The 25,959-nt window shown below is 52.3% G+C and carries 21 protein-coding genes; 10 read left to right on the top strand and 11 right to left on the bottom strand.

The genetic code is table 11. The annotated features are described in order from the left end of the window. Positions 1 to 177 precede the first annotated feature (177 nt). Entirely contained in the window at positions 178 to 2,457 is a 2,280-nt protein-coding gene (gene maeB, locus ACJHWK_RS01690) for an NADP-dependent oxaloacetate-decarboxylating malate dehydrogenase (RefSeq protein ID WP_000342645.1), read from the bottom strand. Between the two features lie 288 nt (positions 2,458 to 2,745). Here maeB and tal point away from each other — a divergent pair, with 288 nt between their 5' ends. Continuing rightward, complete coding sequence (gene tal, locus ACJHWK_RS01695; RefSeq protein WP_001003734.1) at positions 2,746 to 3,696, top strand: transaldolase; 951 nt, start codon at positions 2,746 to 2,748, stop codon at positions 3,694 to 3,696. Positions 3,697 to 3,715: 19 nt separating this feature from the next. Next, the gene (gene tkt, locus ACJHWK_RS01700; RefSeq protein ID WP_170886212.1) at positions 3,716 to 5,719 is read left to right on the top strand and encodes a transketolase; all 2,004 of its coding nucleotides are present in this window, start codon (positions 3,716 to 3,718) and stop codon (positions 5,717 to 5,719) included. Positions 5,720 to 5,821: 102 nt separating this feature from the next. Here tkt and ACJHWK_RS01705 read toward each other — a convergent pair whose 3' ends face one another. The 3 genes from ACJHWK_RS01705 to aegA form a co-directional block, all read right to left on the bottom strand. Beyond that, positions 5,822 to 6,865, bottom strand: coding sequence for a DUF1176 domain-containing protein (locus tag ACJHWK_RS01705; protein ID WP_001270526.1), 1,044 nt, complete (start codon positions 6,863 to 6,865; stop codon positions 5,822 to 5,824). 125 nt (positions 6,866 to 6,990) lie between these two features. Then, entirely contained in the window at positions 6,991 to 7,566 is a 576-nt protein-coding gene (nudK, locus tag ACJHWK_RS01710) for a GDP-mannose pyrophosphatase NudK (RefSeq protein WP_001389740.1), read from the bottom strand. 67 nt (positions 7,567 to 7,633) lie between these two features. Then, on the bottom strand, positions 7,634 to 9,613 hold the full coding sequence (aegA, locus tag ACJHWK_RS01715; protein ID WP_170886211.1) for a formate-dependent uric acid utilization protein AegA: 1,980 nt from the start codon (positions 9,611 to 9,613) through the stop codon (positions 7,634 to 7,636). A gap of 205 nt (positions 9,614 to 9,818) precedes the next feature. On the opposite strand from aegA, the gene narQ reads away from it, so the two are divergent. Next, positions 9,819 to 11,519 (top strand): nitrate/nitrite two-component system sensor histidine kinase NarQ, encoded by a 1,701-nt coding sequence (gene narQ / locus ACJHWK_RS01720; RefSeq protein ID WP_001307936.1) that lies wholly within the window; start codon positions 9,819 to 9,821, stop codon positions 11,517 to 11,519. 163 nt (positions 11,520 to 11,682) lie between these two features. Then, on the top strand, positions 11,683 to 14,796 hold the full coding sequence (acrD, locus tag ACJHWK_RS01725) for a multidrug efflux RND transporter permease AcrD (RefSeq protein ID WP_001521020.1): 3,114 nt from the start codon (positions 11,683 to 11,685) through the stop codon (positions 14,794 to 14,796). Between the two features lie 98 nt (positions 14,797 to 14,894). Here acrD and ypfM read toward each other — a convergent pair whose 3' ends face one another. Beyond that, a complete protein-coding gene (gene ypfM, locus ACJHWK_RS01730) occupies positions 14,895 to 14,954 on the bottom strand; it encodes a protein YpfM (RefSeq protein ID WP_001386977.1) in 60 nt (19 codons plus the stop codon). Positions 14,955 to 15,334: 380 nt separating this feature from the next. On the opposite strand from ypfM, the gene ACJHWK_RS01735 reads away from it, so the two are divergent. Genes ACJHWK_RS01735 through ACJHWK_RS01745 form a run of 3 tightly spaced genes read left to right on the top strand, consistent with a single transcriptional unit; the run spans position 15,335 to position 17,050 of the window. Next, complete coding sequence (locus ACJHWK_RS01735) at positions 15,335 to 15,691, top strand: ArsC family reductase (RefSeq protein WP_001521022.1); 357 nt, start codon at positions 15,335 to 15,337, stop codon at positions 15,689 to 15,691. Positions 15,692 to 15,694: 3 nt separating this feature from the next. Continuing rightward, positions 15,695 to 16,822 carry a succinyl-diaminopimelate desuccinylase gene (gene dapE / locus ACJHWK_RS01740; RefSeq protein WP_001277801.1) on the top strand — a complete coding sequence of 376 codons (1,128 nt, stop codon included), beginning with the start codon at positions 15,695 to 15,697 and terminating at the stop codon, positions 16,820 to 16,822. Positions 16,823 to 16,849: 27 nt separating this feature from the next. After that, complete coding sequence (locus ACJHWK_RS01745) at positions 16,850 to 17,050, top strand: YpfN family protein (RefSeq protein ID WP_000383836.1); 201 nt, start codon at positions 16,850 to 16,852, stop codon at positions 17,048 to 17,050. 80 nt (positions 17,051 to 17,130) lie between these two features. On the opposite strand, the gene ypfH is transcribed toward ACJHWK_RS01745, so the two are convergent. From ypfH to dapA, 6 genes are all read right to left on the bottom strand, one after another. After that, positions 17,131 to 17,829, bottom strand: a complete 699-nt coding sequence (gene ypfH / locus ACJHWK_RS01750; RefSeq protein ID WP_001521023.1) for an esterase — start codon at positions 17,827 to 17,829, stop codon at positions 17,131 to 17,133. Positions 17,830 to 17,902: 73 nt separating this feature from the next. Further along, on the bottom strand, positions 17,903 to 19,918 hold the full coding sequence (gene tmcA / locus ACJHWK_RS01755) for a tRNA cytosine(34) acetyltransferase TmcA (RefSeq protein ID WP_001521024.1): 2,016 nt from the start codon (positions 19,916 to 19,918) through the stop codon (positions 17,903 to 17,905). Positions 19,919 to 19,932: 14 nt separating this feature from the next. After that, a complete protein-coding gene (locus tag ACJHWK_RS01760) occupies positions 19,933 to 20,796 on the bottom strand; it encodes a neutral zinc metallopeptidase (RefSeq protein ID WP_001267498.1) in 864 nt (287 codons plus the stop codon). A gap of 167 nt (positions 20,797 to 20,963) precedes the next feature. Beyond that, positions 20,964 to 21,677, bottom strand: coding sequence for a phosphoribosylaminoimidazolesuccinocarboxamide synthase (gene purC, locus ACJHWK_RS01765; RefSeq protein ID WP_001295467.1), 714 nt, complete (start codon positions 21,675 to 21,677; stop codon positions 20,964 to 20,966). Between the two features lie 212 nt (positions 21,678 to 21,889). After that, on the bottom strand, positions 21,890 to 22,924 hold the full coding sequence (gene bamC / locus ACJHWK_RS01770) for an outer membrane protein assembly factor BamC (RefSeq protein ID WP_001297320.1): 1,035 nt from the start codon (positions 22,922 to 22,924) through the stop codon (positions 21,890 to 21,892). A 16-nt stretch (positions 22,925 to 22,940) separates the two neighbouring features. Continuing rightward, complete coding sequence (dapA, locus tag ACJHWK_RS01775; RefSeq protein ID WP_001295469.1) at positions 22,941 to 23,819, bottom strand: 4-hydroxy-tetrahydrodipicolinate synthase; 879 nt, start codon at positions 23,817 to 23,819, stop codon at positions 22,941 to 22,943. Positions 23,820 to 23,964: 145 nt separating this feature from the next. On the opposite strand from dapA, the gene ACJHWK_RS01780 reads away from it, so the two are divergent. The 3 genes from ACJHWK_RS01780 (at position 23,965) to hyfA (ending at position 25,862) form a co-directional block, all read left to right on the top strand. Next, positions 23,965 to 24,537, top strand: coding sequence for a glycine cleavage system transcriptional repressor (locus ACJHWK_RS01780; protein ID WP_000176187.1), 573 nt, complete (start codon positions 23,965 to 23,967; stop codon positions 24,535 to 24,537). Continuing rightward, positions 24,537 to 25,007, top strand: coding sequence for a thioredoxin-dependent thiol peroxidase (bcp, locus tag ACJHWK_RS01785; RefSeq protein ID WP_001068682.1), 471 nt, complete (start codon positions 24,537 to 24,539; stop codon positions 25,005 to 25,007). The genes ACJHWK_RS01780 and bcp overlap by 1 nt, the downstream gene beginning before the upstream one ends. Before the next feature lie 252 nt (positions 25,008 to 25,259). Then, positions 25,260 to 25,862, top strand: a complete 603-nt coding sequence (gene hyfA, locus ACJHWK_RS01790) for a hydrogenase 4 subunit HyfA (RefSeq protein WP_101218078.1) — start codon at positions 25,260 to 25,262, stop codon at positions 25,860 to 25,862. Positions 25,863 to 25,959: the final 97 nt, after the last annotated feature.

Genomic DNA, 25,959 nt, shown 5'->3' on the forward strand with positions numbered 1-25,959 from the left:
TTTACTGTTATGAATAAACTTTCATATGCGACGCATGAATATAAATAAAATAATATCGAGATATTTCATATACTGCTTTTTTTATTATTCGTAAACTCAGTAATAAGCTTTACTAATATATTTCAGGAAAACCGCTTACCCTGAATATTCAGGGTAAGCGTGAGAGTTAAGAATGAATTACAGCGGTTGGGTTTGCGCTTCAACCACAGCCAGCGCCACCATGTTGACGATACGACGTACCGATGCGATCGGCGTTAACACGTGAACCGGTTTCGCCACCCCCATCAGCACCGGGCCGACAGTCACACCTTCCGAGCTGGAAACGCGCAATAAGTTGTAACTAATGCGGGCAGCTTCCATGTTCGGCATCACCAGAATATTAGCGGAACCTTTCAAAGGGCTGTCCGGCATACGGTCGCTGCGAATCGCTTCCACCAGCGCTGCATCGCCGTGCATTTCACCATCAATCATCAGTTCTGGTGCACGTTCCCTGACCAGTTCCAGCGCCTGACGCATTTTGCTCGAAGACGGGCAGTCAGAAGAACCAAAGTTGGAGTGCGACAATAGAGCAACGCGCGGTTCAATACCGAAACGACGGACAGTTTCTGCCGCCATCAAGGTGATCTCCGCCAGCTCTTCTGCGTCTGGTTCGTCATTAACGTATGTATCGGCAATAAAGGTGTTACCACTCGGCAGCAGCAGCGCGTTCATGGCACCTGCGGTGTGAACGCCATCGCGATAACCAAAGACATTTTTCACCACGCTAAAATGTTCATGATAATCGCCCACCGTACCGCAGATCATTGCATCGGCTTCGCCACGCTGAACCATGATCGCGCCAATCACTGTCGGATTACTGATCAGCGCACGCTGCGCCTGCTCCTGAGTGACACCGCGACGCTTCATGATCTGGAAGTATTCAGTCCAGTACTCTTTAAAGCGCGGATCGGATTCGTTATTGACGATCTCAAAATCAACACCCGCTTTGATCTGCAAGCCCAGTTTCTGAATGCGCATTTCGATCACGTTCGGACGACCGATAAGGATCGGTTTCGCCAGCCCCAGCGTTACCAGTTCCTGAGTGGCATGCAGAACGCGCGCCTCTTCACCTTCCGGCAGAACGACGCGCTTCGGCGCTTTGCGAGCCTGGGAAAAAATCGGCTTCATAAACAGGTTGGTTTTGTAAACGAACTCAGTCAGCTTGTCGATGTAGACGTCGAAATCAGCAATCGGACGCGTCGCAACGCCCGACTCCATCGCTGCTTTCGCGACCGCAGGAGCGATCTTAACGATCAAGCGCGGATCAAACGGTTTTGGAATGATGTATTCCGGACCAAAGCTCAGATCCTGATCGCCATAAGCTGAAGCCACCACTTCACTCTGTTCCGCATGGGCCAGTTCTGCAATCGCGCGTACCGCCGCCAGTTTCATCTCTTCGTTGATGGCGGTTGCGCCAACGTCCAGCGCGCCACGGAAGATGAACGGGAAGCAAAGAACGTTGTTCACCTGGTTCGGGTAGTCGGAACGGCCGGTACAGATGATGGCATCCGGACGCACTTCTTTCGCCAGCGGCGGCAGAATTTCCGGTTCCGGGTTCGCCAGCGCCAGGATCATTGGCGCACGGGCCATTTTCTTCACCATTTCCTGGGTCAGCACTTTCGGGCCGGAACATCCCAGGAAAATATCCGCGCCTTCAATCACATCATCGAGGGTACGTTTGCCGTCATCCACCACCGCATATGCGGCTTTGGTTTCCGCCATGTTTGGTTCACGGCCCTGATAGATAACGCCTTTTGAGTCGCAAACCACGATGTTATGTTTTTGCAGACCCAGCGCTACCAGCAGGTTCATACAGGCGATTGCTGCGGCACCCGCGCCGGAAACCACCATCCGCACGTCAGAGATGTTTTTCTCCACCACGCGCAAACCGTTGAGGATGGCGGCAGTGCTGATGATTGCCGTGCCGTGCTGATCGTCGTGGAATACCGGAATATTCATCCGCTCGCGCAGTTTCTGTTCAATATAGAAACATTCTGGCGCTTTAATGTCTTCGAGGTTGATGCCGCCGAAGGTCGGTTCAAGCGCGGCGACGACTTCAATAAATTTGTCCGGGTCGAGTTCATCAACTTCAATGTCAAATACATCAATCCCGGCGAATTTCTTAAACAGAACGCCCTTGCCTTCCATCACCGGTTTGCCTGCCAGCGCGCCAATGTTGCCTAACCCCAGCACCGCCGTACCGTTAGAGATCACCGCTACCAGGTTACCGCGCGCGGTATATTTGTAGGCTTTTAACGGGTCTTTTTCGATTTCAAGACAAGGTGCGGCAACGCCTGGTGAGTAGGCCAGCGCCAGATCGCGCTGCGTTGCCAGAGGCTTGGTTGGAGAAACCTGGATTTTCCCTGGAACTGGAAATTCATGGAAATCAAGTGCACTTTGTTTTAACTGGTCATCCATTTGGTTGTTCCTTTCACGTAACGTTCACAAATAAAGTGTGTGGGCAACAGCCCCTGCCCACAACGTGGCGCACATTATTACCCTGCCGGAGTCTACAGACTTTGAGCAAGTCCAAACTATCACCATTAATATAATGTTTTGGTAATAATCCTATAACACTGATGTTACCTGCTTAATCCAGCAATACCATGCCTGTCTGCTATGCTTTTTTGATGCGTTTAGCGAAATTTCTCAGAAGTGTGAATTAACGCACTCATCTAACACTTTACTTTTCAAGGAGTATTTCCTATGAACGAGTTAGACGGCATCAAACAGTTCACCACTGTCGTGGCAGACAGCGGCGATATTGAGTCCATTCGCCATTATCATCCCCAGGATGCCACCACCAATCCTTCGCTGTTACTCAAGGCTGCCGGATTATCACAATATGAGCATTTAATAGACGATGCTATCGCCTGGGGTAGAAAAAATGGCAAAACCCAGGAACAACAGGTGGTCGCAGCGTGTGACAAACTGGCGGTCAATTTCGGTGCTGAAATTCTCAAAATCGTACCCGGTCGCGTGTCAACAGAAGTTGATGCACGCCTCTCTTTTGATAAAGAAAAGAGTATTGAGAAGGCGCGCCATCTGGTGGACTTGTATCAGCAACAAGGCGTTGAGAAATCACGCATTCTGATCAAACTGGCTTCGACCTGGGAAGGAATTCGCGCGGCAGAAGAGCTGGAAAAAGAAGGTATTAACTGCAACCTGACGCTGCTGTTTTCTTTTGCACAGGCGCGGGCCTGTGCAGAAGCAGGCGTTTTTCTGATTTCGCCGTTTGTCGGGCGTATTTATGACTGGTATCAGGCACGCAAGCCGATGGACCCGTATGTGGTGGAAGAAGATCCAGGCGTTAAATCAGTACGCAATATCTACGACTACTATAAGCAACACCACTATGAAACCATTGTGATGGGCGCGAGCTTCCGTCGCACCGAACAAATCCTCGCCTTAACCGGCTGCGATCGACTGACTATCGCACCGAATTTGCTGAAGGAGCTGCAGGAAAAAGTTTCGCCAGTGGTACGTAAATTAATCCCACCTTCTCAGACGTTCCCACGCCCCGCTCCCATGAGCGAAGCGGAGTTCCGTTGGGAGCACAATCAGGATGCGATGGCGGTAGAAAAACTGTCTGAAGGCATTCGTCTGTTCGCCGTTGATCAACGCAAACTGGAAGATCTTCTTGCCGCCAAACTATAAACCAGCCACGGAGTGTTATATGTCCCGAAAAGACCTTGCCAATGCGATTCGCGCACTCAGTATGGATGCGGTACAAAAAGCCAATTCTGGTCATCCCGGCGCGCCGATGGGCATGGCTGATATTGCCGAAGTGCTGTGGAACGATTTTCTTAAACATAACCCCATCGACCCAACCTGGTATGATCGCGACCGCTTTATTCTTTCCAACGGCCACGCGTCGATGCTGCTCTACAGTTTGCTACATCTGACCGGTTACGACCTGCCGCTGGAAGAGCTGAAGAACTTCCGTCAGTTGCATTCAAAAACCCCAGGTCACCCGGAGATTGGCTATACGCCAGGTGTTGAAACCACCACCGGTCCACTTGGACAAGGTTTGGCGAACGCCGTCGGACTGGCGATAGCAGCGCGTACACTGGCGGCGCAGTTTAACCAGCCGGATCATGAAATTGTCGATCACTTCACCTATGTGTTTATGGGCGACGGTTGCCTGATGGAAGGTATTTCCCACGAAGTCTGTTCGCTGGCGGGCACGCTGGGACTGGGCAAGCTGATTGGTTTTTACGATCACAACGGTATTTCCATCGACGGTGAAACCGAAGGCTGGTTTACCGACGATACAGCAAAACGTTTTGAAGCCTATCACTGGCATGTGATCCATGAAATCGACGGTCACGATCCGCAGGCGGTGAAGAAAGCGATCCTTGAAGCGCAAAGCGTGAAAGATAAGCCGTCGCTGATTATCTGCCGCACAGTAATTGGCTTTGGTTCGCCGAATAAAGCAGGTAAGGAAGAGGCGCACGGCGCACCGCTGGGGGAAGAAGAAGTGGCGCTGGCACGGCAAAAACTGGGCTGGCACCATCCGCCATTTGAGATCCCTAAAGAGATTTATCACGCCTGGGATGCCCGCGAAAAAGGCGAAAAAGCGCAGCAGAGCTGGAATGAGAAGTTTGCCGCCTATAAAAAGGCCCATCCGCAACTGGCAGAAGAGTTTACCCGTCGGATGAGCGGCGGTTTGCCGAAGGACTGGGAGAAAACGACTCAGAAATATATCAATGAATTACAGGCAAATCCGGCGAAAATCGCTACCCGTAAGGCTTCGCAAAATACGCTTAACGCTTACGGGCCGATGCTGCCTGAGTTGCTCGGCGGTTCGGCGGATCTGGCTCCCAGCAACCTGACCATCTGGAAAGGTTCTGTTTCGCTGAAGGAAGATCCGGCGGGCAACTACATTCACTACGGGGTGCGTGAATTTGGCATGACCGCTATCGCCAACGGCATCGCGCACCACGGCGGCTTTGTGCCGTATACCGCGACGTTCCTGATGTTTGTTGAATACGCCCGTAACGCCGCGCGGATGGCGGCACTAATGAAAGCGCGGCAGATTATGGTTTATACCCACGACTCAATTGGTCTGGGCGAAGATGGTCCTACGCACCAGGCTGTTGAGCAACTGGCCAGTCTGCGCTTAACGCCAAATTTCAGCACCTGGCGACCGTGCGATCAGGTGGAAGCAGCGGTGGGCTGGAAGCTGGCCGTTGAGCGCCACAACGGACCGACGGCACTGATCCTCTCCAGGCAGAATCTGGCCCAGGTGGAACGTACGCCGGATCAGGTTAAAGAGATTGCTCGTGGCGGTTATGTACTGAAAGACAGCGGCGGTAAGCCAGATATTATTTTGATTGCCACCGGTTCAGAGATGGAAATCACCCTGCAAGCGGCAGAGAAATTAGCGGGAGAAGGTCGCAATGTACGCGTAGTTTCCCTGCCCTCGACCGATATTTTCGACGCCCAGGATGAGGAATATCGCGAGTCGGTGTTGCCTTCTAACGTTGCGGCTCGCGTGGCGGTGGAAGCAGGCATCGCCGATTACTGGTACAAATATGTTGGTCTGAAAGGGGCAATTGTCGGGATGACCGGCTATGGGGAATCTGCTCCGGCAGATAAGCTGTTCCCGTTCTTTGGCTTTACCGCCGAGAATATTGTGGCAAAAGCGCATAAGGTGCTGGGAGTGAAAGGTGCCTGATGGTGATCGCCGGATGCTGTATGTTCCCCTCACCCTAACCCTCTCCCCAGAGGGGCGAGGGGACAGTCCGTGCGCTTTTTAGGGGCGCATCTGGGATTTTGTTTAACGGGTGATCCACAACGTGGGCCAGGCGTCTGGCCCATGCCAGTTATCGCAGGTGGGTTCTGCGGCATAACGCACCAGGCGAAAACGCTGACCGTCAAAGCGCCAGCGCGCCTGAATGCCACAATCGCTTAATCCGCGCCCTTTTGCTAAGGTCACCAGTTCACGCGATTTTTCATCGAATGTTGCGTTCATCAGTTCCAGTTCATTCGTCTCCTGACCGCTGTTGAACGGCAAACGTAACCGAACCGGGCGCGAGGCCAGTGGCTTTTTACGCGACACAATCCAAGCCAAATCAATGGTGTTATAGGCCCCTGCCTCACAGCTAATCATCATCAGCGCTTTATCATCGGTCAGCGCAGTGACATTCACCTCACGACGTAACGGATCAAGCGAGCAGCGCAGACCATTCATCCGCCAGTTTCCATAATCCAGCAAATCGTTGCGTTCTTCGAGTGAGAGTGGCGTCGGCGTTGGGTTAACCACCGCGACCTCTTTCAGCGCAGGCGCGGGCGGTACGCTGAGCGGCGGTTCATCCCCTTTCTTTATCCACGCGGTTTCACTGCCAACGCGCTTTTGCTGAGCATCTATAAACAACAACGCCGCTTTTAAGCCACTCAGAGAAATGGTCTGATTGCCGTCGCGTAAGGTGATCGCCTTCCCTTCCTGAATCATCTGCAAAAACGCGGTGATGGTTGCCGTATCATCGGTTACTAATAACCATGGTGAAATCCGCCACTTGTCACCACTTAACGCCAACGGCTCGCCATCTAACAGCAGCCGTGGCGCTATCTCCCCTTCAGACGCATCCGGCGACTTCAACCCGCCGCGCTCAATACGTAAAACGGCATCCGTATGCGCCCCGGCGCTGCGGCTCAGGGTCATCACCAGTCCGTTATGATCGCCCGTATTACGCGCCACGCAGAAGTTTTGGTTATTACAGGTGACCTGCCAGTCGGAAAACGCCCGTTGCGCTGGTGCCGCCCACACCAAAGACGTCGGCAACAAAGCGAAAAAAAAGAGAAGGAAAATGCGATAGCGCATGGACGGTACGACCCCAGAAGTTCAAACAAACAGCACAAGTCGTATCTTCGTTGCGCAGGTAGCGCGGCTCAATCGGATTTATCGGATTGAGCCAATAATAAACAACGAAATATTATTGTTATTTTTCAGTCCATTAAATGTGACATTTGCAAATAGTTAAGCAATAACACCGTCTTACCGTCACGTATCTCGCCAGTTTTGATCATCTCCAGCGCCTTGTTGAACGGCAGCTCGAGCACTTCAATATCTTCATCTTCGACACCACCACCGGCGTTAGCGCGCTGGCTGTCACTGTATTCGGCGATAAAGAAGTGGATTAGCTCAGTCACACCGCCTGGCGACATATACAGTTCAAATAATTTGCGCACTTCGCCCACTTCATAACCCGTCTCTTCAATCGCTTCTTTACGAATACACACTTCCGGTTCGTCGTTATCCAGCAGCCCGGCGCAGGTTTCAATCAGCTGCCCGCTTTCATTGCCATTAACCCAGGTAGCGACGCGGAACTGACGAATCAGAACCACGGTCTTTTTCTTCGCGTTGTACAGGAGGATCGTCGCACCATTACCGCGATCGTAAACTTCACGTTTATGGCGGATAACTTCGCCATCTTTGCGCGTGAGATCGTAGGTAATGTTGTGCAGGGTGAAATAGTTATCGGAGAGAATTTTGTCTTTAATGAGGGTGATTTGTTGCGTCATACCGACTCCACAGCGCGAAATGAACAATTATCTTACGCTGTGAAGTCGGGTTTGTCTGCGCAGGCTATCAGTGAGATTTGACTGATTTTACCCCCAGCCAGTCAATAATCCCCTGTGCCGCATGACGTCCTTCTGCCATTGCGGTAACCACCAGATCCGCACCACGCACGGCGTCACCACCAGCGAAGATTTTCGGATTGGTGGTCTGGTAACGGTACTGGCTTTCCACATCCGCGATGATGCGGCCCCATTTGTCTACCATTACACCGTGCGACTCCAGCCACGGCATCCCGTGCGGATTGAAGCCAAACGCCATAATCACCGCGTCGGCTGGCATGACAAATTCACTGCCTTCCACCGGTACTGGACGCCGACGCCCCTGGGCATCCGGCTCGCCAAGACGCGTACGCAGGAAACGAATCCCGCAAACGTGACCTTGTTCATTCAGCTCAAGCGCCACCGGCTGGACGTTAAATTCGAAGTTGGCCCCCTCTTCGCGGGCGTTCTTCACCTCTTTCTTCGAGCCTGGCATGTTAGCTTCATCACGACGATAAGCGCAGGTGACGTTACTCGCGCCGTGGCGCAGCGCAGTACGCACACAGTCCATCGCGGTGTCGCCGCCGCCCAGTACCACGACGTTGAGTCCGGCGGTATTGATAAACGGCTCTTCCGGTAGCTCTTCGAGTCCCATCACCTGTTTAGTGTTGGCAATGAGGAACGGCAGCGCGTCATAAACGCCCGCCGCATCTTCATTGGGTAAACCCGCTTTCATGGAACGGTAAGTGCCTACGCCAACGAAGACCGCGTCGTATTGTTCCAAAAGCGAATCCAAAGAGACATCTTTACCCACTTCACAATTGAGTTCGAAGTGAATCCCCATCGCGCTGAAGATTTCCCGACGGCGTGCCAGCAGGGATTTATCCAGTTTGAAAGAAGGAATGCCGAAAGTGAGCAAGCCACCGATTTCTGGATGGCGATCGTACACCGTCACCTCTACGCCATTGCGGGTCAGAACATCCGCACAGGCCAGCCCTGCCGGACCCGCACCGATAATCGCCACCCGCTTGTCCACTTTGGTGACATGGCTTAAGTCAGGACGCCAACCTTTCGCCAACGCCTGATCTGAAATGTAGCGTTCAATGTTGCCGATAGTTACTGCGCCGTGCTCATCGCGAATAGTACAGGCACCTTCACACAAACGGTCTTGCGGACAAACGCGTCCGGTAATTTCCGGCAGGGTGTTGGTCTGGTGAGAAAGCTCGACGGCGGCGTCGATGTTTCCGGCTTTCACCAGTTCAATCCACTGCGGAATATGGTTATGCAGCGGGCAGGTCCATTCACAAACGCTGTGCTCGCCGCATTTAAGGCAGCGCGAGGCTTCCCGTTGTGCCTGATCGACACGGAATGGCAGATAAATTTCATCAAAACCGGTTTTGCGCGCTTCAATCGCCAGTTTATCCGGCTCGCCACGCGCGGGCGTTGCCTGCATTTGCTCGACTTTACTCATTACCGGCATTTCTTGTGCCGCGGTACTGGCATGCCACGGTTGATGTTCCTGACGTGCGGTGCGCAGGCGGCGGGATTTCGCCATGCCGGAGAGTGCGGCATCAGTGACCAGTTGCAGCGCGTCCGCCGGGCAATTCTCGACACAGGCAGGACCGTTTTCGCGCCCTGCACAAAGGTCGCATTTATGCGCCGTGGCTTTTACTTTGCCCGCCGCGACGGGTGTCAGGACGATTTGCATCGTACCAAATGGACAGGCCACCACGCAGGATTTACAGCCAATACACTTTTGCTGATTGACCTGAATGCTGTCATCAACGTGGCTGATTGCGCCATTAGGGCAACTACGGGCGCAGGGCGCATCTTCGCAATGGTGACAGGTCACTGCACTACGTTGCTGCTGATGTTTGATAACCGTAATTCGGGGATGAAAATGGTGTTGGCTCAGGACATGTTGCTCATCATTGTGAGCCATGACACAGGCGATTTCACAAGCATGACAACCCAGACATTGCTGACTGTTGGCCATAATAAAACGATTCATAACGACCTTCTTTTTTGGTTGTAAAAACCTTATGCTTTATATGAGTGTTGTTATTACCCGACTTACAGGGGAATCGGCAATGTTCATGTGCCCAGAATAAGTAACTATTTCGCTATAAACTGTGGCAGATCAAATAATCCCATCACTGACTAAATTGCGTTTCAGCGAACTGGAACATTAATGATTTTTTGTGGAGAAGACGCGTGTGATTGTTAAACGACCCGTCTCGGCCAGTCTGGCCCGGGCCTTTTTTTACATTGTGCTGCTGTCGATTCTTTCCACGGGTATCGCTCTGCTAACGCTGGCGAGCAGTTTACGCGACGCTGAGGCTATCAATATTGCCGGATCGCTGCGTATGCAGAGTTACCGCCTGGGCTACGACTTGCAAAGTGGCAGTCCACAACTCAATGCACATCGCCAGTTGTTTCAGCAGGCACTGCATTCACCGGTATTAACCAATCTCAACGTCTGGTATGTGCCAGAGGCAGTAAAAACCCGCTACGCGCATCTGAATGCCAACTGGCTGGAGATGAATAATCGGCTCAGCAAGGGCGACTTGCCGTGGTATCAGGCCAATATTAATAATTATGTTAATCAAATAGACCTGTTCGTGCTGGCTTTACAGCACTACGCTGAACGCAAAATGCTGCTGGTGGTGGCGATTTCCCTGGCTGGCGGCATCGGTATTTTCACGCTGGTCTTTTTTACTTTGCGCCGCATACGCCATCAGGTGGTTGCCCCGCTGAATCAGCTGGTTACCGCCAGTCAGCGTATTGAACACGGACAGTTCGACTCGCCGCCGCTGGATACCAGCCTGCCGAATGAGCTTGGCCTGCTTGCCAAAACCTTTAACCAGATGTCGAGCGAGCTACATAAATTGTACCGTTCGCTGGAGGCGTCAGTAGAAGAAAAGACCCGCGACCTCCACGAGGCCAAGCGTCGCCTGGAGGTGTTGTATCAGTGTTCGCAGGCGCTGAACACCAGCCAGATTGATGTGCATTGTTTCCGCCATATTTTGCAGATTGTGCGCGACAACGAAGCGGCTGAATATCTGGAGTTAAATGTCGGTGAAAACTGGCGGATTAGCGAAGGGCAACCAAACCCGGAATTGCCGATGCAGATTTTACCAGTGACAATGCAAGAGACGGTTTACGGCGAACTGCACTGGCAAAATAGTCACGTTTCATCATCAGAACCGCTGCTTAACAGCGTTTCGTCGATGCTGGGACGCGGTTTGTACTTTAATCAGGCGCAGAAGCATTTTCAGCAGTTATTGTTGATGGAAGAACGTGCGACCATCGCCCGCGAATTGCACGACTCGCTGGCTCAGGTACTTTCTTACTTACGTATCCAGTTGACGTTACTGAAGCGTTCGATACCGGAAGATAACGCCACCGCACAAAGTATCATGGCCGATTTTTCCCAGGCGTTGAATGATGCTTATCGGCAGTTACGCGAGCTGTTGACTACTTTCCGCCTGACGCTGCAGCAGGCAGATCTCCCCTCCGCGTTGAGGGAAATGCTGGATACGTTACAAAATCAAACCAGCGCTAAACTGACCCTCGACTGCCGCCTGCCAACCCTGGCGCTGGATGCGCAAATGCAGGTGCATTTGTTGCAAATTATTCGCGAAGCGGTGCTGAATGCGATGAAGCACGCCAACGCCAGCGAAATCGCCGTTAGCTGCGTCACCGCGCCGGATGGCAATCACACGGTCTATATTCGCGACAACGGGATTGGCATCGGTGAACCGAAAGAACCCGAAGGCCATTATGGTCTGAATATCATGCGCGAACGCGCGGAAAGATTGGGTGGGACGCTGACTTTTTCGCAACCTTCCGGCGGCGGCACGTTAGTGAGTATTAGCTTTCGCTCTGCGGAGGGTGAGGAAAGTCAGCTGATGTAATGCCTCTTATTGACCAAAGAATAGTGGCACTTAAGGTTCAGTATAAAAGGGCATGATAATTTACATTAACTCCTTTTTTTCTCCACGATTGGCTCGTACCTTGCCGCTACAGTGAAGCAAGTCAAGCCTACAACGATACGCAGAAACACGAGGTCCTCTTTTAATGGCGAATTTCTTTATTGATCGCCCCATTTTTGCCTGGGTGCTGGCAATCCTGTTGTGTCTGACAGGGACCCTGGCGATTTTCTCATTGCCCGTTGAACAATACCCCGATCTCGCGCCACCGAATGTGCGAGTGACCGCTAACTATCCCGGCGCATCGGCCCAGACGCTGGAAAACACCGTGACCCAGGTTATCGAGCAAAATATGACCGGTCTCGATAATCTGATGTATATGTCGTCTCAGAGCAGTGGCACCGGCCAGGCATCTGTCACTTTAAGTTTTAAAGCAGGCACCGATCCGGACGAAGCCGTGCAGCAAGTACAAAACCAGCTGCAATCAGCCATGCGAAAGTTACCGCAGGCGGTGCAAAATCAGGGCGTGACGGTGCGTAAAACCGGCGATACCAACATTCTGACCATTGCCTTCGTCTCTACCGATGGTTCGATGGATAAACAGGATATTGCCGATTACGTTGCCAGTAATATTCAGGATCCGTTAAGCCGCGTGAATGGCGTCGGGGATATCGATGCCTATGGTTCGCAATATTCCATGCGTATCTGGCTGGACCCGGCGAAACTCAACAGTTTCCAGATGACGGCTAAAGATGTCACTGATGCCATTGAGTCACAGAACGCGCAGATTGCGGTTGGGCAACTTGGTGGTACGCCTTCCGTCGATAAGCAGGCGCTCAACGCCACCATTAACGCCCAGTCACTGCTGCAAACACCAGAACAGTTCCGCGATATCACCTTGCGGGTGAATCAGGACGGCTCAGAGGTAAGGCTGGGCGATGTCGCCACCGTCGAAATGGGGGCGGAGAAATACGATTATCTTAGCCGCTTCAATGGTAAGCCAGCCTCCGGGTTGGGGGTAAAACTGGCCTCCGGCGCGAACGAAATGGCGACAGCGGAGCTGGTGCTCAATCGTCTCGACGAGCTGGCGCAGTATTTCCCGCACGGACTGGAATACAAGGTGGCGTATGAAACCACCTCGTTTGTTAAAGCCTCCATTGAAGACGTGGTGAAAACGCTGCTGGAAGCTATCGCTCTGGTTTTCCTCGTTATGTATCTGTTCCTGCAAAACTTCCGCGCCACGCTGATACCCACTATCGCCGTGCCGGTGGTGTTGATGGGAACCTTCTCCGTACTTTACGCCTTCGGTTACAGCGTCAACACCTTAACCATGTTCGCAATGGTGCTGGCGATCGGTCTGCTGGTGGATGACGCCATCGTGGTGGTGGAAAACGTCGAACGTATTATGAGTGAGGAAGGACTCACTCCTCGCGAAGCCACACGTAAATCGATGGGGCAGATCCAGGGGGCACTGGTCGGGATTGCGATGGTGCTTTCGGCGGTATTTGTACCAATGGCCTTCTTCGGCGGCACCACCGGTGCCATCTATCGCCAGTTCTCTATTACCATTGTTGCGGCGATGGTGCTGTCAGTACTGGTAGCGATGATCCTCACTCCGGCTCTGTGTGCCACGCTACTTAAGCCACTGAAAAAGGGTGAGCATCACGGGCAAAAAGGCTTTTTTGCCTGGTTTAACCAGATGTTTAACCGCAACGCCGAACGCTACGAAAAAGGGGTGGCGAAAATTCTCCACCGTAGCCTGCGCTGGATTGTGATTTATGTCCTGCTGCTTGGCGGCATGGTGTTCCTGTTCCTGCGTTTGCCGACGTCGTTCTTGCCACTGGAAGACCGGGGCATGTTTACTACCTCGGTACAGTTGCCCAGCGGTTCAACCCAACAACAGACCCTGAAAGTCGTTGAGCAAATCGAGAAATACTACTTCACCCATGAAAAAGACAACATCATGTCGGTGTTTGCCACCGTTGGTTCTGGCCCTGGGGGTAACGGGCAAAACGTGGCGAGAATGTTTATCCGCCTGAAAGACTGGAGCGAACGCGACAGTAAGACCGGCACCTCGTTTGCCATTATCGAGCGTGCAACGAAGGCGTTTAACAAGATTAAAGAAGCTCGCGTTATCGCCAGCAGCCCGCCAGCAATTAGCGGTCTTGGTAGTTCTGCGGGTTTTGATATGGAGTTGCAGGACCACGCTGGAGCGGGTCACGATGCGCTGATGACAGCACGAAACCAGTTGCTGGCGCTGGCAGCGGAAAACCCGGAGCTAACCCGTGTGCGCCATAACGGCCTCGACGACAGTCCGCAGTTGCAGATTGATATCGACCAGCGTAAAGCTCAGGCGCTGGGCGTTGCTATCGACGATATTAACGACACACTGCAAACCGCCTGGGGTTCGAGCTATGTGAATGACTTTATGGATCGCGGTCGCGTGAAGAAAGTCTATGTGCAGGCAGCTGCGCCGTATCGCATGCTGCCAGATGACATCAATCTCTGGTATGTCCGAAATAAAGATGGCGGCATGGTGCCCTTCTCTGCTTTCGCGACCTCACGCTGGGAGACAGGCTCGCCGCGTCTGGAACGCTATAACGGTTATTCTGCGGTTGAGATTGTTGGGGAAGCCGCACCGGGGGTCAGTACCGGTACGGCGATGGATATTATGGAATCGTTAGTGAAGCAGCTGCCAAACGGCTTTGGTCTGGAGTGGACGGCGATGTCGTATCAGGAGCGGCTTTCCGGCGCGCAGGCTCCGGCGCTGTACGCTATTTCCTTGCTGGTGGTATTCCTGTGTCTGGCGGCGCTGTATGAAAGCTGGTCGGTGCCGTTCTCGGTAATGCTGGTCGTGCCGCTGGGGGTTATCGGCGCGCTGCTGGCAACCTGGATGCGCGGGCTGGAAAACGACGTTTACTTCCAGGTGGGCCTGTTAACGGTCATTGGTTTATCGGCGAAAAACGCCATCCTGATCGTCGAGTTTGCTAACGAGATGAACCAAAAAGGCCACGACCTGTTTGAAGCGACGCTCCACGCCTGCCGTCAGCGTTTACGCCCAATTCTGATGACCTCGCTGGCATTTATCTTCGGCGTATTGCCAATGGCAACCAGCACGGGTGCCGGTTCCGGTGGTCAGCATGCGGTGGGTACTGGCGTAATGGGCGGGATGATTTCGGCCACTATTCTGGCTATTTACTTCGTGCCGCTGTTCTTTGTGCTGGTGCGCCGCCGCTTCCCGCTAAAGCCGCGCCCGGAATAAGCAATAAAAAAGGCGACATGCCAATGTGTCGCCTTTTTCAACTTTCCGATTAAGAACCTGCTCAGCGGGTTCTTGCTGTTTGTACTTTGTCTCAGGAATTACTTACGAAGCATAACTTCGATAAAGTCTTTCCAGTTCCCCAGTTCACGTTCAATCATAACAACCTCTCTTATAATTATGGGTATTCTACGGAAACAATATACCGTGGTGAAGCTAATTTACTCGATTGCTGCGATGACTACCTCCGGGGGACAAACCTTATGTAAATACTATGGTCCTGCGGTGATGATTTGTATGTGATACACAGCAACATTTCGAGATATTCATACGGCATCTAATACTGATTTAATTCTGGTTAAAATACAGGCAGATAACAAGATGAATATTCTTAATGTTTACGTTAAAAATGTTTAATATTATTTAATAGTTGTTAATTTGAATACTTCGATAATGTTATATTTCCTGATAATCATTTGCAGGCAAAATGTTTTCACCCTTAAATGAGTATTTATTCTCATAAATCGAAAAAGGATTCATTATGGTTACACTTTACGGCATCAAAAATTGTGACACCATTAAAAAGGCTCGCCGTTGGCTGGAAGCCAATAACATCGACTATCGTTTTCATGATTACCGCGTCGATGGGCTGGACAGCGAATTATTGAACGGTTTTATCAACGAATTAGGCTGGGAAGCGTTACTCAACACCCGTGGTACAACCTGGCGTAAACTGGACGAAACCACCCGCAATAAAATCATCGATGCGGCCTCTGCGGCGGCATTAATGACTGAAATGCCTGCAATTATCAAACGTCCATTGCTCTGCGCGCCTGGTAAGCCTATGCTGCTGGGTTTCAGTGATTCCAGTTATCAGCAATTTTTCCATGAGGTGTAGTCTATGTCGTGCCCGGTTATTGAGCTGACACAACAGCTTATTCGCCGCCCTTCCCTGAGTCCTGATGATGCAGGATGCCAGGCTTTGTTGATTGAACGTTTGCAGGCGATCGGTTTTACCGTTGAACGCATGGACTTTGCCGATACGCAGAATTTTTGGGCATGGCGTGGGCAAGGTGAAACGTTGGCCTTTGCCGGGCATACCGACGTGGTGCCGCCTGGCGACGCCGATCGTTGGATCAATCCGCCGTTTGAACCCACCATTCGTGACGGCATGTTATTCGGGCGCGGTGCGGCAGATATGAAAGGCTCGCTGGCGGCGATGGTGGTAGCGGCAGAACGCTTTGTCGCACAACATCCCAACCATACGGGGCGACTGGCATTTCTGATCACTTCTGATGAAGAAGCCAGTGCCCATAACGGTACGGTAAAAGTCGTCGAAGCGTTAATGGCGCGTAATGAGCGTCTCGATTACTGCCTGGTCGGCGAACCGTCGAGTATCGAAGTGGTTGGTGATGTGGTGAAAAATGGTCGTCGCGGATCGTTAACCTGCAACCTCACCATTCATGGCGTGCAGGGGCATGTTGCCTACCCACATCTGGCTGACAATCCGGTACATCGCGCAGCACCTTTCCTTAATGAATTAGTGGCTATTGAGTGGGATCAGGGCAATGAATTCTTCCCGGCGACCAGTATGCAGATTGCCAATATTCAGGCGGGAACGGGCAGTAACAACGTTATTCCGGGTGAACTGTTTGTGCAGTTTAACTTCCGCTTCAGCACCGAACTGACTGATGAGATGATCAAAGCGCAGGTACTTGCCCTGCTTGAAAAACATCAACTGCGCTATACGGTGGATTGGTGGCTTTCCGGGCAGCCATTTTTGACCGCGCGCGGTAAACTGGTGGATGCGGTCGTTAACGCGGTTGAGCACTATAATGAAATTAAACCGCAGCTACTGACCACAGGCGGAACGTCCGACGGGCGCTTTATTGCCCGCATGGGGGCGCAGGTGGTGGAACTCGGGCCGGTCAATGCCACTATTCATAAAATTAATGAATGTGTGAACGCTGCCGACCTGCAGCTACTTGCCCGTATGTATCAACGTATCATGGAACAGCTCGTCGCCTGATGAGTGGTTCTGCAAGAGGAAATAAGCATGGACTGGCTGGCTAAATATTGGTGGATTCTGGTGATTGTCTTTTTGGTAGGCGTCCTGCTGAACGTGATTAAAGATCTCAAGCGCGTCGACCATAAGAAATTTCTCGCCAACAAGCCGGAGCTTCCCCCGCATCGTGATTTCAACGATAAGTGGGACGATGACGACGACTGGCCGAAAAAGGATCAACCGAAGAAGTAAGCTGAGCGGCCGGATAAGGCGTTCACGCCACATCCGGCCATGATGCCTGATACAGTCTTATCAGGCCTACCCGGCTATTATTACATCATTTCAATCACATCATCATCGCCAGGCTTACCGCCGCTTAGCGCTTCGTCGAAATAATGTTTCGGAATGGTATAACGCAAGTGATCCAGGGCAAATTGCATACTGCGATTGTCGATCGCATGGCCTAAATCCTCCACGATATCCAGCGTCACGTCACCACCGGCACTGATTAACGCTTCCTGCGCCGCAACCGCATGCGCCAGATCGATAACCGGATCTTCACCGCCATGAATCAAGTGAATTGTCGTGGCTGTAGACGCGGTTTCCGGCAGGCTCGCGTAGCGTCCGTTGAAGGCAATGACGCGCGAAGCAAGGCCCGGTTCGGCTTTAATGCTCTCCAGCGCCATAATCGCGCCTTGTGAGAAACCGATTAGCGCCGTGGCGTTAGCCCCTACTCCGCTTTGTTTCTGCCAGTAGCGTACCGTTTCAATAAACGTCGACATGATGGCATCCACACGCTCCTGGCGATTATCTTCCGTAATACCCTGCACCGAAAACCACTGACGCCCCGCCGGATTACCGCTCGGCTCCGCGCCACCGACACTCACCACCAGCGCATCAGGAAACAGCGGTGCAAACCAGCTACCTATTTCCCCCATTGCCACCGGGTTATCCCCGACACCGTGGAAAAGCAGTAACAACTGTTGCGCAGGTTTATCCGGGCTTTGAACAACAAAATGGTCATGTTTCATGGCGAACTCCTTAACTGATGTCATTAATTTTACGCCGCTGACTCACAATGACCATGGGAGAAAATTGAAGGAGTCAGTGAAAAAATTGCCATTGCGTTATGCGATCGCGCAGACGCTCAGTGCGAACATCATCAAGTGCGTATAGCGCCTGCGCGGCTTCTTCGCGTTGACGGACCAGTAACAGCTTACGGCCTGAAAGTTTAAGTGTGGTACATAACTGCGCGTCACTGACGTTTTTCTGTAAACGCCCACGCAGCGCCGGTAATGCCAGTTCACTGGTTTGTAGCAGACGCAATAAGCAACCTAACGATGTTAATAGCGGACGATGAGCGAAAGCAAAACCGGCCAGTTCAAGCCAGTCGTCGTCAGAAAGGACGGCATCGTTTAGTGGATCAACAGGAAGCGTTTCGCCATTCCACTTTGCGAGAGCTTGCGCATCGCGACGTAAACGGTAATGCTCACCTTCAGCCAGTTGTTTACCCGCATCACTCATCGGCAACAGCGCCATCGCCGTATAGCAACCGCTGCTGGCTTCACGATGATTACCCATTCGCACCAGCACAAAACCGCAGCGTTGCCAGAAACGCCATAATTCCCCGGTGTAACCAAAACTCACCGAAAGATAGTCGAGGTCCTGCGTATATTGCAAAGCACCAGCAATAAGTTGCCGCCCTGTGCCTTCCCGCTGACGAGCCGGATGAACTGCTATCCGGCTAACCCGCCGTCCGCGCAATGTCGCCGCCAGTGGATTGCTGCCGTGCGCCGCCAGCGACTGGGCCACCAGATTACCCCGCGGGCGACGAAAACCCGCCCATACCGCCTGACTGAGTTCTTGAGATAATCCGCCCTCATCCACCAGCCACAGCGCTCCGGCAATCTCGTTTTCGCCAGCCGCCTGTAAAAAATGTTGCCCTGGTGCATCCATCATGCGGCGTAAATCCAGCGGCGAAGTCCGGTAGTGCGCGCCAGACAATAGCTGATATACCTTTAACGGCGTTTCTGGTTCGCTTCGCCATAACGTCTGTTCAAAAGCAGAAATGACGATGTCACCTTGTGGTTCGTGAGTGAAGTTTTCGTCGTCAAAAACCAGTGCCTCACTAACCATTTTTTCCAGCGGGCATCCCTGCGCCCAGCGGATCGGTTGTTGCAGTTCAAAACGGTGTAAATGTGGAAAGCGAGCGCAAAATTTCAGCAAAAAACCACGTCCGGTGCCTTCATAGCCCTGCACCGTAGTGGTTAACAACGTTCGAGGAAAACGCGATACCAGTTGATGCAACAACGGCGCAGGTATGGCTGCGGCTTCATCGACCACCAGCCAGTCGGCTTGCTCATCGCTGGCTAACAAGGCATCCGGTGCAATAAAGCGAAACTTCTCGCCCGCAAATTGTGCCAGTACATCCGTTGCCGCTTTTGCGGGCGCGGTGACAATCGCACTGCCCGCAATACGAGAAATGAGTTGCCCTGCCAACGCCGATTTACCGCGCCCACGCGCAGCCGTTACCGCTGCCACGCCCGGCGGCATGGTCAGTAACTGCTGTAAGAGTTGCTGTTGTTCTGGTTGTGGTGTGCCGGTCGCGGGGTGCCAGTCAGTACGGGGAGCAAAATGCACCAACGTGAACGGCTGGTTTTGCCGCCAGAGGATGGCGTCGTTATTCGCCGTAAGTACACGTTTGAGATGCTGGACAAAATGCGGCGTCGCAATAGGGTCAGGGCAATCACTCCAGCGCAGCGAGTCGGCATCAGGTTGGTTTTCCCACTCTTCCCATACAGGGAGTAACAACACCAGCCAGCTTCCCGCTTTCAACGTTCCGCTAAGTGCTGCAAAGGCAGCGGCATCAAAGCCGTGGCGGGCGTCGAATACCGCATGCCGGAATTCGCGCCCAAGTAAAGTTTGTAGCGCCGAGGGAAAACAGTGGTTTTCAGCGACTGGCTGCGGCGAAATCCACAGCCAGTCGCCAGGTAAGGCATCACGCAACTTAAGCGCATGATCAAAACACCAACCCTCTTCCCCGCTCAACACCAGCAAGCGGCGGATCCCTTCACGTTTCATTTGCGCTGTTAATGTGTGAAGCGCAGTCAGTTCAGCCATCCCTGCCCCGGAAGTTAAATGCTTTTACCAAAAGTATTGCATTGTGCCGGATCACCGCTGTCGAAACCACGTTTAAACCAGCTGTAGCGTTGCTGAGAAGTGCCATGAGTGAAACTGTCTGGTACTACTCGCCCCTGACTTTGCTGTTGTAAACGGTCATCGCCGATGGCCTGCGCCGCGTTCAGCGCCTCTTCCAGATCGCCGGTTTCCAGAACACCTTGCTGCTGCATACTATGCCCCCAGACACCGGCAAAACAGTCGGCCTGGAGTTCCATACGCACAGATAAGCGGTTCACTTCCGCCTGCGTCGCGTTTTGTTGCAGTTGACGAACTTTCGGCTCGATGCCTAACAGTTTCTGCACATGATGACCGACTTCATGGGCGATAACGTACCCCTGGGCAAAATCGCCATCCGCGCCAAGTTTGTCTTTCATGTCATCATAGAAGGAGAGATCGATATAAACCGTGCCATCCGCCGGGCAATAGAACGGTCCCATAATGGACTGGCCCGCCCCGCATCCGGTGCGCGTCATTCCACGGTACATGACCAGCTTCGGTTGCTGATAGGTCTTACCCATCTTCTCGAACTGCTGTCCCCAGGTGTCTTCCGTGGTTGCCAGAATCACCGAGGTGAATTTTGCGGCTTCGTCTTCATTTGGGCTAATTGACCGCGTTGATTGCTGTTGAGAAACCGGCTGTCCGGTCATCAACCCGGTTAAATCAACGCCATAGTAGCCTGCAACCAGCACGACAATCAGTAAAATCAGCCCGCCTTTACCGCTTGGCAGGCGAAAACCGGGACCGCCCATAGACGGACCACCAGAGCTGTTGCGCCTGTCTTCAACATTGTCACTTTCACGTCGCCCTTGCCAACGCATAGATACCTCAACAATATATTCATTATAGAAATGATCGTAGGTGGTTCAGAGGAAGATTACCACAGGAAAGCGGGATGAAATGGCGGAGGAATGAGCGTTCAATGCACATCTTATGAGAGCGGTTGTCTTGCCGTGCCAGCTGCACGGCAAGATGATGAGCAGAAAAATCAGTCCAGCTGTACACCCAGGCGGCGGGCGACGGCTTCATAGGCCTCGATCAGGCCACCGAGGCTCTGGCGGAAACGGTCCTTGTCCATTTTCTCCAGCGTTTCTTTGTCCCACAGGCGGCTGCCGTCCGGGGAGAACTCATCGCCCAGTACCACTTCACCTTTGTACAGGCCAAACTCCAGTTTAAAGTCGACCAAAATCAGACCAGCATCATCGAACAGTTTTTTCAGCACGTCGTTCGCTTTGTAGGTCAGCTCTTTCATACGCGCCAGGTTCTCTTTACTTACCCAGCCAAAGGTTTCGCAGTAAGATTCGTTGACCATCGGATCGTGCATGGCGTCGTTTTTCAGGAACAGATCGAACAGCGGCGGGTTCAGCTCAATACCTTCTTCGATTCCAAGTCGTTTCACCAGAGAGCCAGCAGCACGGTTACGCACGACACACTCAACCGGCACCATATCCAGCTTTTTCACCAGACATTCGGTATCGGAGAGCAGACGCTCCATTTGAGTCGGGATACCCGCTTCAGCCAGTTTGCTCATAATGAAGTAGTTGAACTTGTTGTTCACCATACCTTTGCGATCAAACTGCTCAATGCGCGCGCCATCCCCTGCTGACGTATCATTGCGGAATTCGAGCACCAACAGGTCCGGGTTTTCCGTGCTGTATACGGTTTTCGCTTTACCACGATACAACTCAGCTTGCTTTTGCATCTTTATCACTCCTGGGTGTGAATTAACGTTTTAAAATCTTTTGCTGTCTGGTGTGCCGGATGTTTTGTCAGATGCGGCAAGAACGCCTTATCCGACCTACGTCCGACAAACAAATTTTGTGCGAATTACCGCTAAAATCGCATTTTTCTGCCGACGCACACGTTTGCGTATCATATCAGAAAAAAGGGCCGGATGACTCCAGCCCTGTATTTTTACTTGCTAAACGCAGCCTGGAAGACAGCTACCAGCGCGTCGTTCTGACTCTGAGTCAGAGTATGACCTTTCGGATCGATGAACTGTAGGCTGCTGCGGTTATCTAAATCGCCAACCTGCAGTTTATAGTCACCGGATGCCAGGCCTGGATCGCTCGCGCCCAGTTCCTGCCAGTCGCTGTCAGACAGCGGCTTGTAAGTTACGGCCATGTTACCCTGCGAACGGGTGCTGTCGGTCACTTTCATGCCCACTTTTTCCAGCGCCGCTGGCAGACGTTGCCAAACCACATTGAACGGCCCGCGTACGACCAGCATCGGTAAACCGGTGTCATCAGCTGCACTTTGTACGTCCATAGTGGTGGAGGCACGATTTTGCGCAGCGTTCGCGGCGTCAGTGGCAGATTTATCCAGACCGGCGGAAATAACGTTCATCATCTCCGTGCTGTAACGCTGCATGGAAGCCGCGTCTGCAACCGGTTTGCCCGCCTGTTCCAGGTTCAGCAGTTTAACCGTAACCGCCTGCTGATAACCCTGCGGCTTAACAGAGATTTGATAACGACCACGATACTGCTCGTCTTCGTCCAGACGGTTCCATTGTACCCAATCGGTGGTCAGTGTCTGACCAGCATCATCACGTTGGGTGATGGTGTAGTTTTTCGCCTGCAGCACGCTAACCACCTGCGGCCACAGAGTATTGCCACGACCATTTTCCACCAGCAATGAAGCGGTATCGCCCGTGAACTGGGTACGCGCGCCAGAAACCAGTGCCAGCGGCTGGGCTGGTGGACGAATGTCCAGCGCCTTACCGACAGCACCACTACCGTTGGTCACCGGGATTGCATAATCACCGGAGGTCACCGGCAAAATCATTCCAGCCGGGGCATGAAGCTCCGCAAGCGGTGCCGCTTCCAGGTAGGCTTCATCACCACTGACCTGACGCTTATAGCGTGAGTCAGAACTACAGGCAGCGAGTAATAAAACAAGCGAAACACCCGCAACCTTTGCCAGGCGCGACTTTTGAACAGAGTAAGCCATCAAATCTCCCTAAACTTTACAGCAAACCGGCATGCTTAAGCGCCGCTCTGACCGTCTCACGACCACTGTCGGTGATAGGTGTCATTGGCAGGCGCAGCGTATCGGTCGCCACAAGACCCAGTTCCTTACATGCCCATTTCACCGGGATTGGATTGGGTTCGACAAATAGTTTGTTGTGTAATGGCATCAGACGCTGATTAATAACGCGTGCCTCGGCAAAATGCCCTTCTGCTGCCAGTTTGCACATCTGGGCCATATCACGCGCTGCGACGTTAGCCGTAACGGAAATAACCCCATGACCGCCTAATTGCATGAAGTCCAGCGCGCTCGCATCATCGCCGCTCAGCAGAACAAAATCATCTGAAACCAGCTCTTTGATCTGGTTTACACGCGTTAAGTTCCCTGTTGCCTCTTTGATTCCGATAATATTTTTTACTTTCGCCAGACGGCCCACCGTTTCCGGGAGCAGATCGCAGCCAGTACGGGACGGCACATTATACAGAATTTGCGGCAGGTCAGTATGTTCAGCGATGGCTTTGAAATGCTGATACAAACCTTCTTGCGACGGACGATTGTAGTAAGGGGTTACCGTCAGGCAGCCGACGATACCACTGTCATTGAAGCGCTGCGTCAGGCTAATGGCTTCCGCAGTAGCGTTAGCGCCGGTCCCGGCAATCACCGGAATGCGCCCGTCAGCCAGCTCCAGCGTCATCATCACCACATCAGCATGTTCGTCATGATTTAAGGTAGCGGACTCGCCAGTGGTGCCAACAGAAACGATCGCCGAAGTACCGCTGGCGACATGATAATCAATCAGTTTTTTCAAGCTAGCCCGACAGACATTACCTTTTTCATCCATCGGAGTAACAATCGCGACAATACTTCCCGTGAACATGGGCCATCCTCTGTGCAAACAAGTGTCTCAATGGTACGTTTGGTATGGCATTAAAAGCAAGCAGACAGAACCGTTCTGATTGTTGTATGCATGTTTTTTTTATGCTTTCCTTAAGAACAACTCACCCCTTAAAGGAATAACCAGTTTGACACTGTCATCGCAACATTATCTGGTGATCACTGCGTTGGGTGCCGATCGCCCTGGAATTGTGAACACCATCACCCGTCATGTCAGTAGTTGCGGCTGTAATATTGAAGACAGTCGCCTGGCGATGCTGGGAGAAGAGTTCACGTTTATCATGCTGCTTTCCGGTTCATGGAATGCCATTACTCTGATTGAATCAACGTTACCGTTGAAAGGTGCAGAACTGGATCTTTTAATCGTGATGAAGCGCACGACGGCGCGTCCGCGTCCGCCAATGCCAGCATCTGTCTGGGTTCAGGTCGATGTGGCAGACTCCCCGCATTTAATTGAACGCTTCACAGCACTTTTCGACGCGCATCATATGAACATTGCGGAGCTGGTGTCACGCACGCAACCTGCTGAAAATGAACGGGCTGCGCAGTTGCATATTCAGATAACCGCCCACAGCCCCGCATCTGCGGACGCAGCAAATATTGAGCAAGCGTTCAAAGCCCTATGTACAGAACTCAATGCACAAGGCAGTATTAACGTCGTCAATTATTCCCAACATGATGAACAGGATGGAGTTAAGTAATGAATCCACTGAAAGCCGGTGATATCGCACCGAAATTTAGCTTGCCGGATCAAGACGGAGAACAAGTTAATTTGACCGACTTCCAGGGACAGCGTGTTCTGGTTTATTTCTACCCGAAAGCCATGACCCCCGGCTGTACCGTACAGGCCTGCGGCTTACGCGATAACATGGATGAGTTGAAAAAAGCGGGCGTTGATGTGCTGGGTATCAGCACCGATAAACCCGAAAAACTCTCCCGTTTTGCGGAAAAAGAGCTGCTTAACTTTACGCTCCTGTCTGATGAGGACCACCAGGTGTGCGAACAATTCGGCGTCTGGGGTGAAAAGTCCTTCATGGGCAAAACCTACGATGGTATTCATCGCATCAGCTTCCTGATTGACGCTGATGGCAAAATCGAACATGTCTTTGACGATTTCAAAACCAGCAATCACCACGACGTTGTGCTGAACTGGCTGAAAGAACACGCCTGATTACTTTGCTCCATTCCGTGCTGGCTGCGCTTGCGGTCAGCACACCTCACTTCTCGTGATCAAGATCACATTCTCGCTTTCCCCTGCGACACGGGTGTCGAATTCATTTTTTGCTGAACGTTAATGACCATCATTTTTGTACCGTTCAGAATACAGTTAATTCATAACTTATTGAATACATTAAATTAATCAGACTGGCATCCTTTATGCAATATGAAATGCAATGTTTCATATCATTTTCAAGGAGCCGACATGAACCGCTTTGTGGTGGCCGAACCACTGTGGTGTACAGGATGTAATACCTGTCTCGCTGCCTGTTCGGACGTGCATAAAACGCAAGGTTTACAGCAACACCCGCGCCTGGCCCTGGCGAAGACGTCAACACTCACTGCCCCTGTCGTGTGTCATCACTGTGAGGAAGCCCCTTGCCTGCAGGTCTGCCCGGTCAATGCCATCTCCCAGAGGGATGATGCGATCCAACTCAACGAAAGCCTTTGTATTGGTTGCAAGCTTTGCGCCGTGGTCTGCCCATTTGGTGCAATCAGCGCTTCAGGAAGCCGTCCGGTGAATGCCCCGGCGCAATATGTTTTTCAGGCTGATGGCTCACTCAAAGACGGCGAAGAAAACGCGCCGACCCAACATGCTTTGCTGCGCTGGGAACCGGGTGTCCAGACCGTCGCGGTGAAATGCGACCTGTGTGATTTCTTGCCAGAAGGTCCGGCCTGCGTTCGCGCTTGCCCGAATCAGGCGTTACGGCTGATCACCGACGATAGCCTGCAACGTCAGATGAAAGAAAAACAGCGCCTTGCCGCAAGCTGGTTTGCCAATGGCGGGGAGGATCCCCATAAGCGCTAACTTAAGGGTTGAACCATCTGAAGAATGCGACGCCTCGGTGCCTCGTTAAGACGATGCCTCGCGTTCTTCAATTGCGTTTTGTAGGCTGTCAGGGATA

The organism is Escherichia sp. WS547, assembly GCF_046486065.1.
In the GTDB taxonomy this organism is placed as follows: domain Bacteria; phylum Pseudomonadota; class Gammaproteobacteria; order Enterobacterales; family Enterobacteriaceae; genus Escherichia; species Escherichia coli.

Coding starts and splice junctions, on each gene's coding strand:
- maeB (WP_000342645.1), bottom strand. CDS start 2,457: ATGGATGACCAGTTAAAACAAAGTGCACTTGATTTCCATGAATTTCCA.
- tal (WP_001003734.1), top strand. CDS start 2,746: ATGAACGAGTTAGACGGCATCAAACAGTTCACCACTGTCGTGGCAGAC.
- tkt (WP_170886212.1), top strand. CDS start 3,716: ATGTCCCGAAAAGACCTTGCCAATGCGATTCGCGCACTCAGTATGGAT.
- ACJHWK_RS01705 (WP_001270526.1), bottom strand. CDS start 6,865: ATGCGCTATCGCATTTTCCTTCTCTTTTTTTTCGCTTTGTTGCCGACG.
- nudK (WP_001389740.1), bottom strand. CDS start 7,566: ATGACGCAACAAATCACCCTCATTAAAGACAAAATTCTCTCCGATAAC.
- aegA (WP_170886211.1), bottom strand. CDS start 9,613: ATGAATCGTTTTATTATGGCCAACAGTCAGCAATGTCTGGGTTGTCAT.
- acrD (WP_001521020.1), top strand. CDS start 11,683: ATGGCGAATTTCTTTATTGATCGCCCCATTTTTGCCTGGGTGCTGGCA.
- ACJHWK_RS01735 (WP_001521022.1), top strand. CDS start 15,335: ATGGTTACACTTTACGGCATCAAAAATTGTGACACCATTAAAAAGGCT.
- dapE (WP_001277801.1), top strand. CDS start 15,695: ATGTCGTGCCCGGTTATTGAGCTGACACAACAGCTTATTCGCCGCCCT.
- ACJHWK_RS01745 (WP_000383836.1), top strand. CDS start 16,850: ATGGACTGGCTGGCTAAATATTGGTGGATTCTGGTGATTGTCTTTTTG.
- ypfH (WP_001521023.1), bottom strand. CDS start 17,829: ATGAAACATGACCATTTTGTTGTTCAAAGCCCGGATAAACCTGCGCAA.
- tmcA (WP_001521024.1), bottom strand. CDS start 19,918: ATGGCTGAACTGACTGCGCTTCACACATTAACAGCGCAAATGAAACGT.
- ACJHWK_RS01760 (WP_001267498.1), bottom strand. CDS start 20,796: ATGCGTTGGCAAGGGCGACGTGAAAGTGACAATGTTGAAGACAGGCGC.
- purC (WP_001295467.1), bottom strand. CDS start 21,677: ATGCAAAAGCAAGCTGAGTTGTATCGTGGTAAAGCGAAAACCGTATAC.
- bamC (WP_001297320.1), bottom strand. CDS start 22,924: ATGGCTTACTCTGTTCAAAAGTCGCGCCTGGCAAAGGTTGCGGGTGTT.
- dapA (WP_001295469.1), bottom strand. CDS start 23,819: ATGTTCACGGGAAGTATTGTCGCGATTGTTACTCCGATGGATGAAAAA.
- bcp (WP_001068682.1), top strand. CDS start 24,537: ATGAATCCACTGAAAGCCGGTGATATCGCACCGAAATTTAGCTTGCCG.
- hyfA (WP_101218078.1), top strand. CDS start 25,260: ATGAACCGCTTTGTGGTGGCCGAACCACTGTGGTGTACAGGATGTAAT.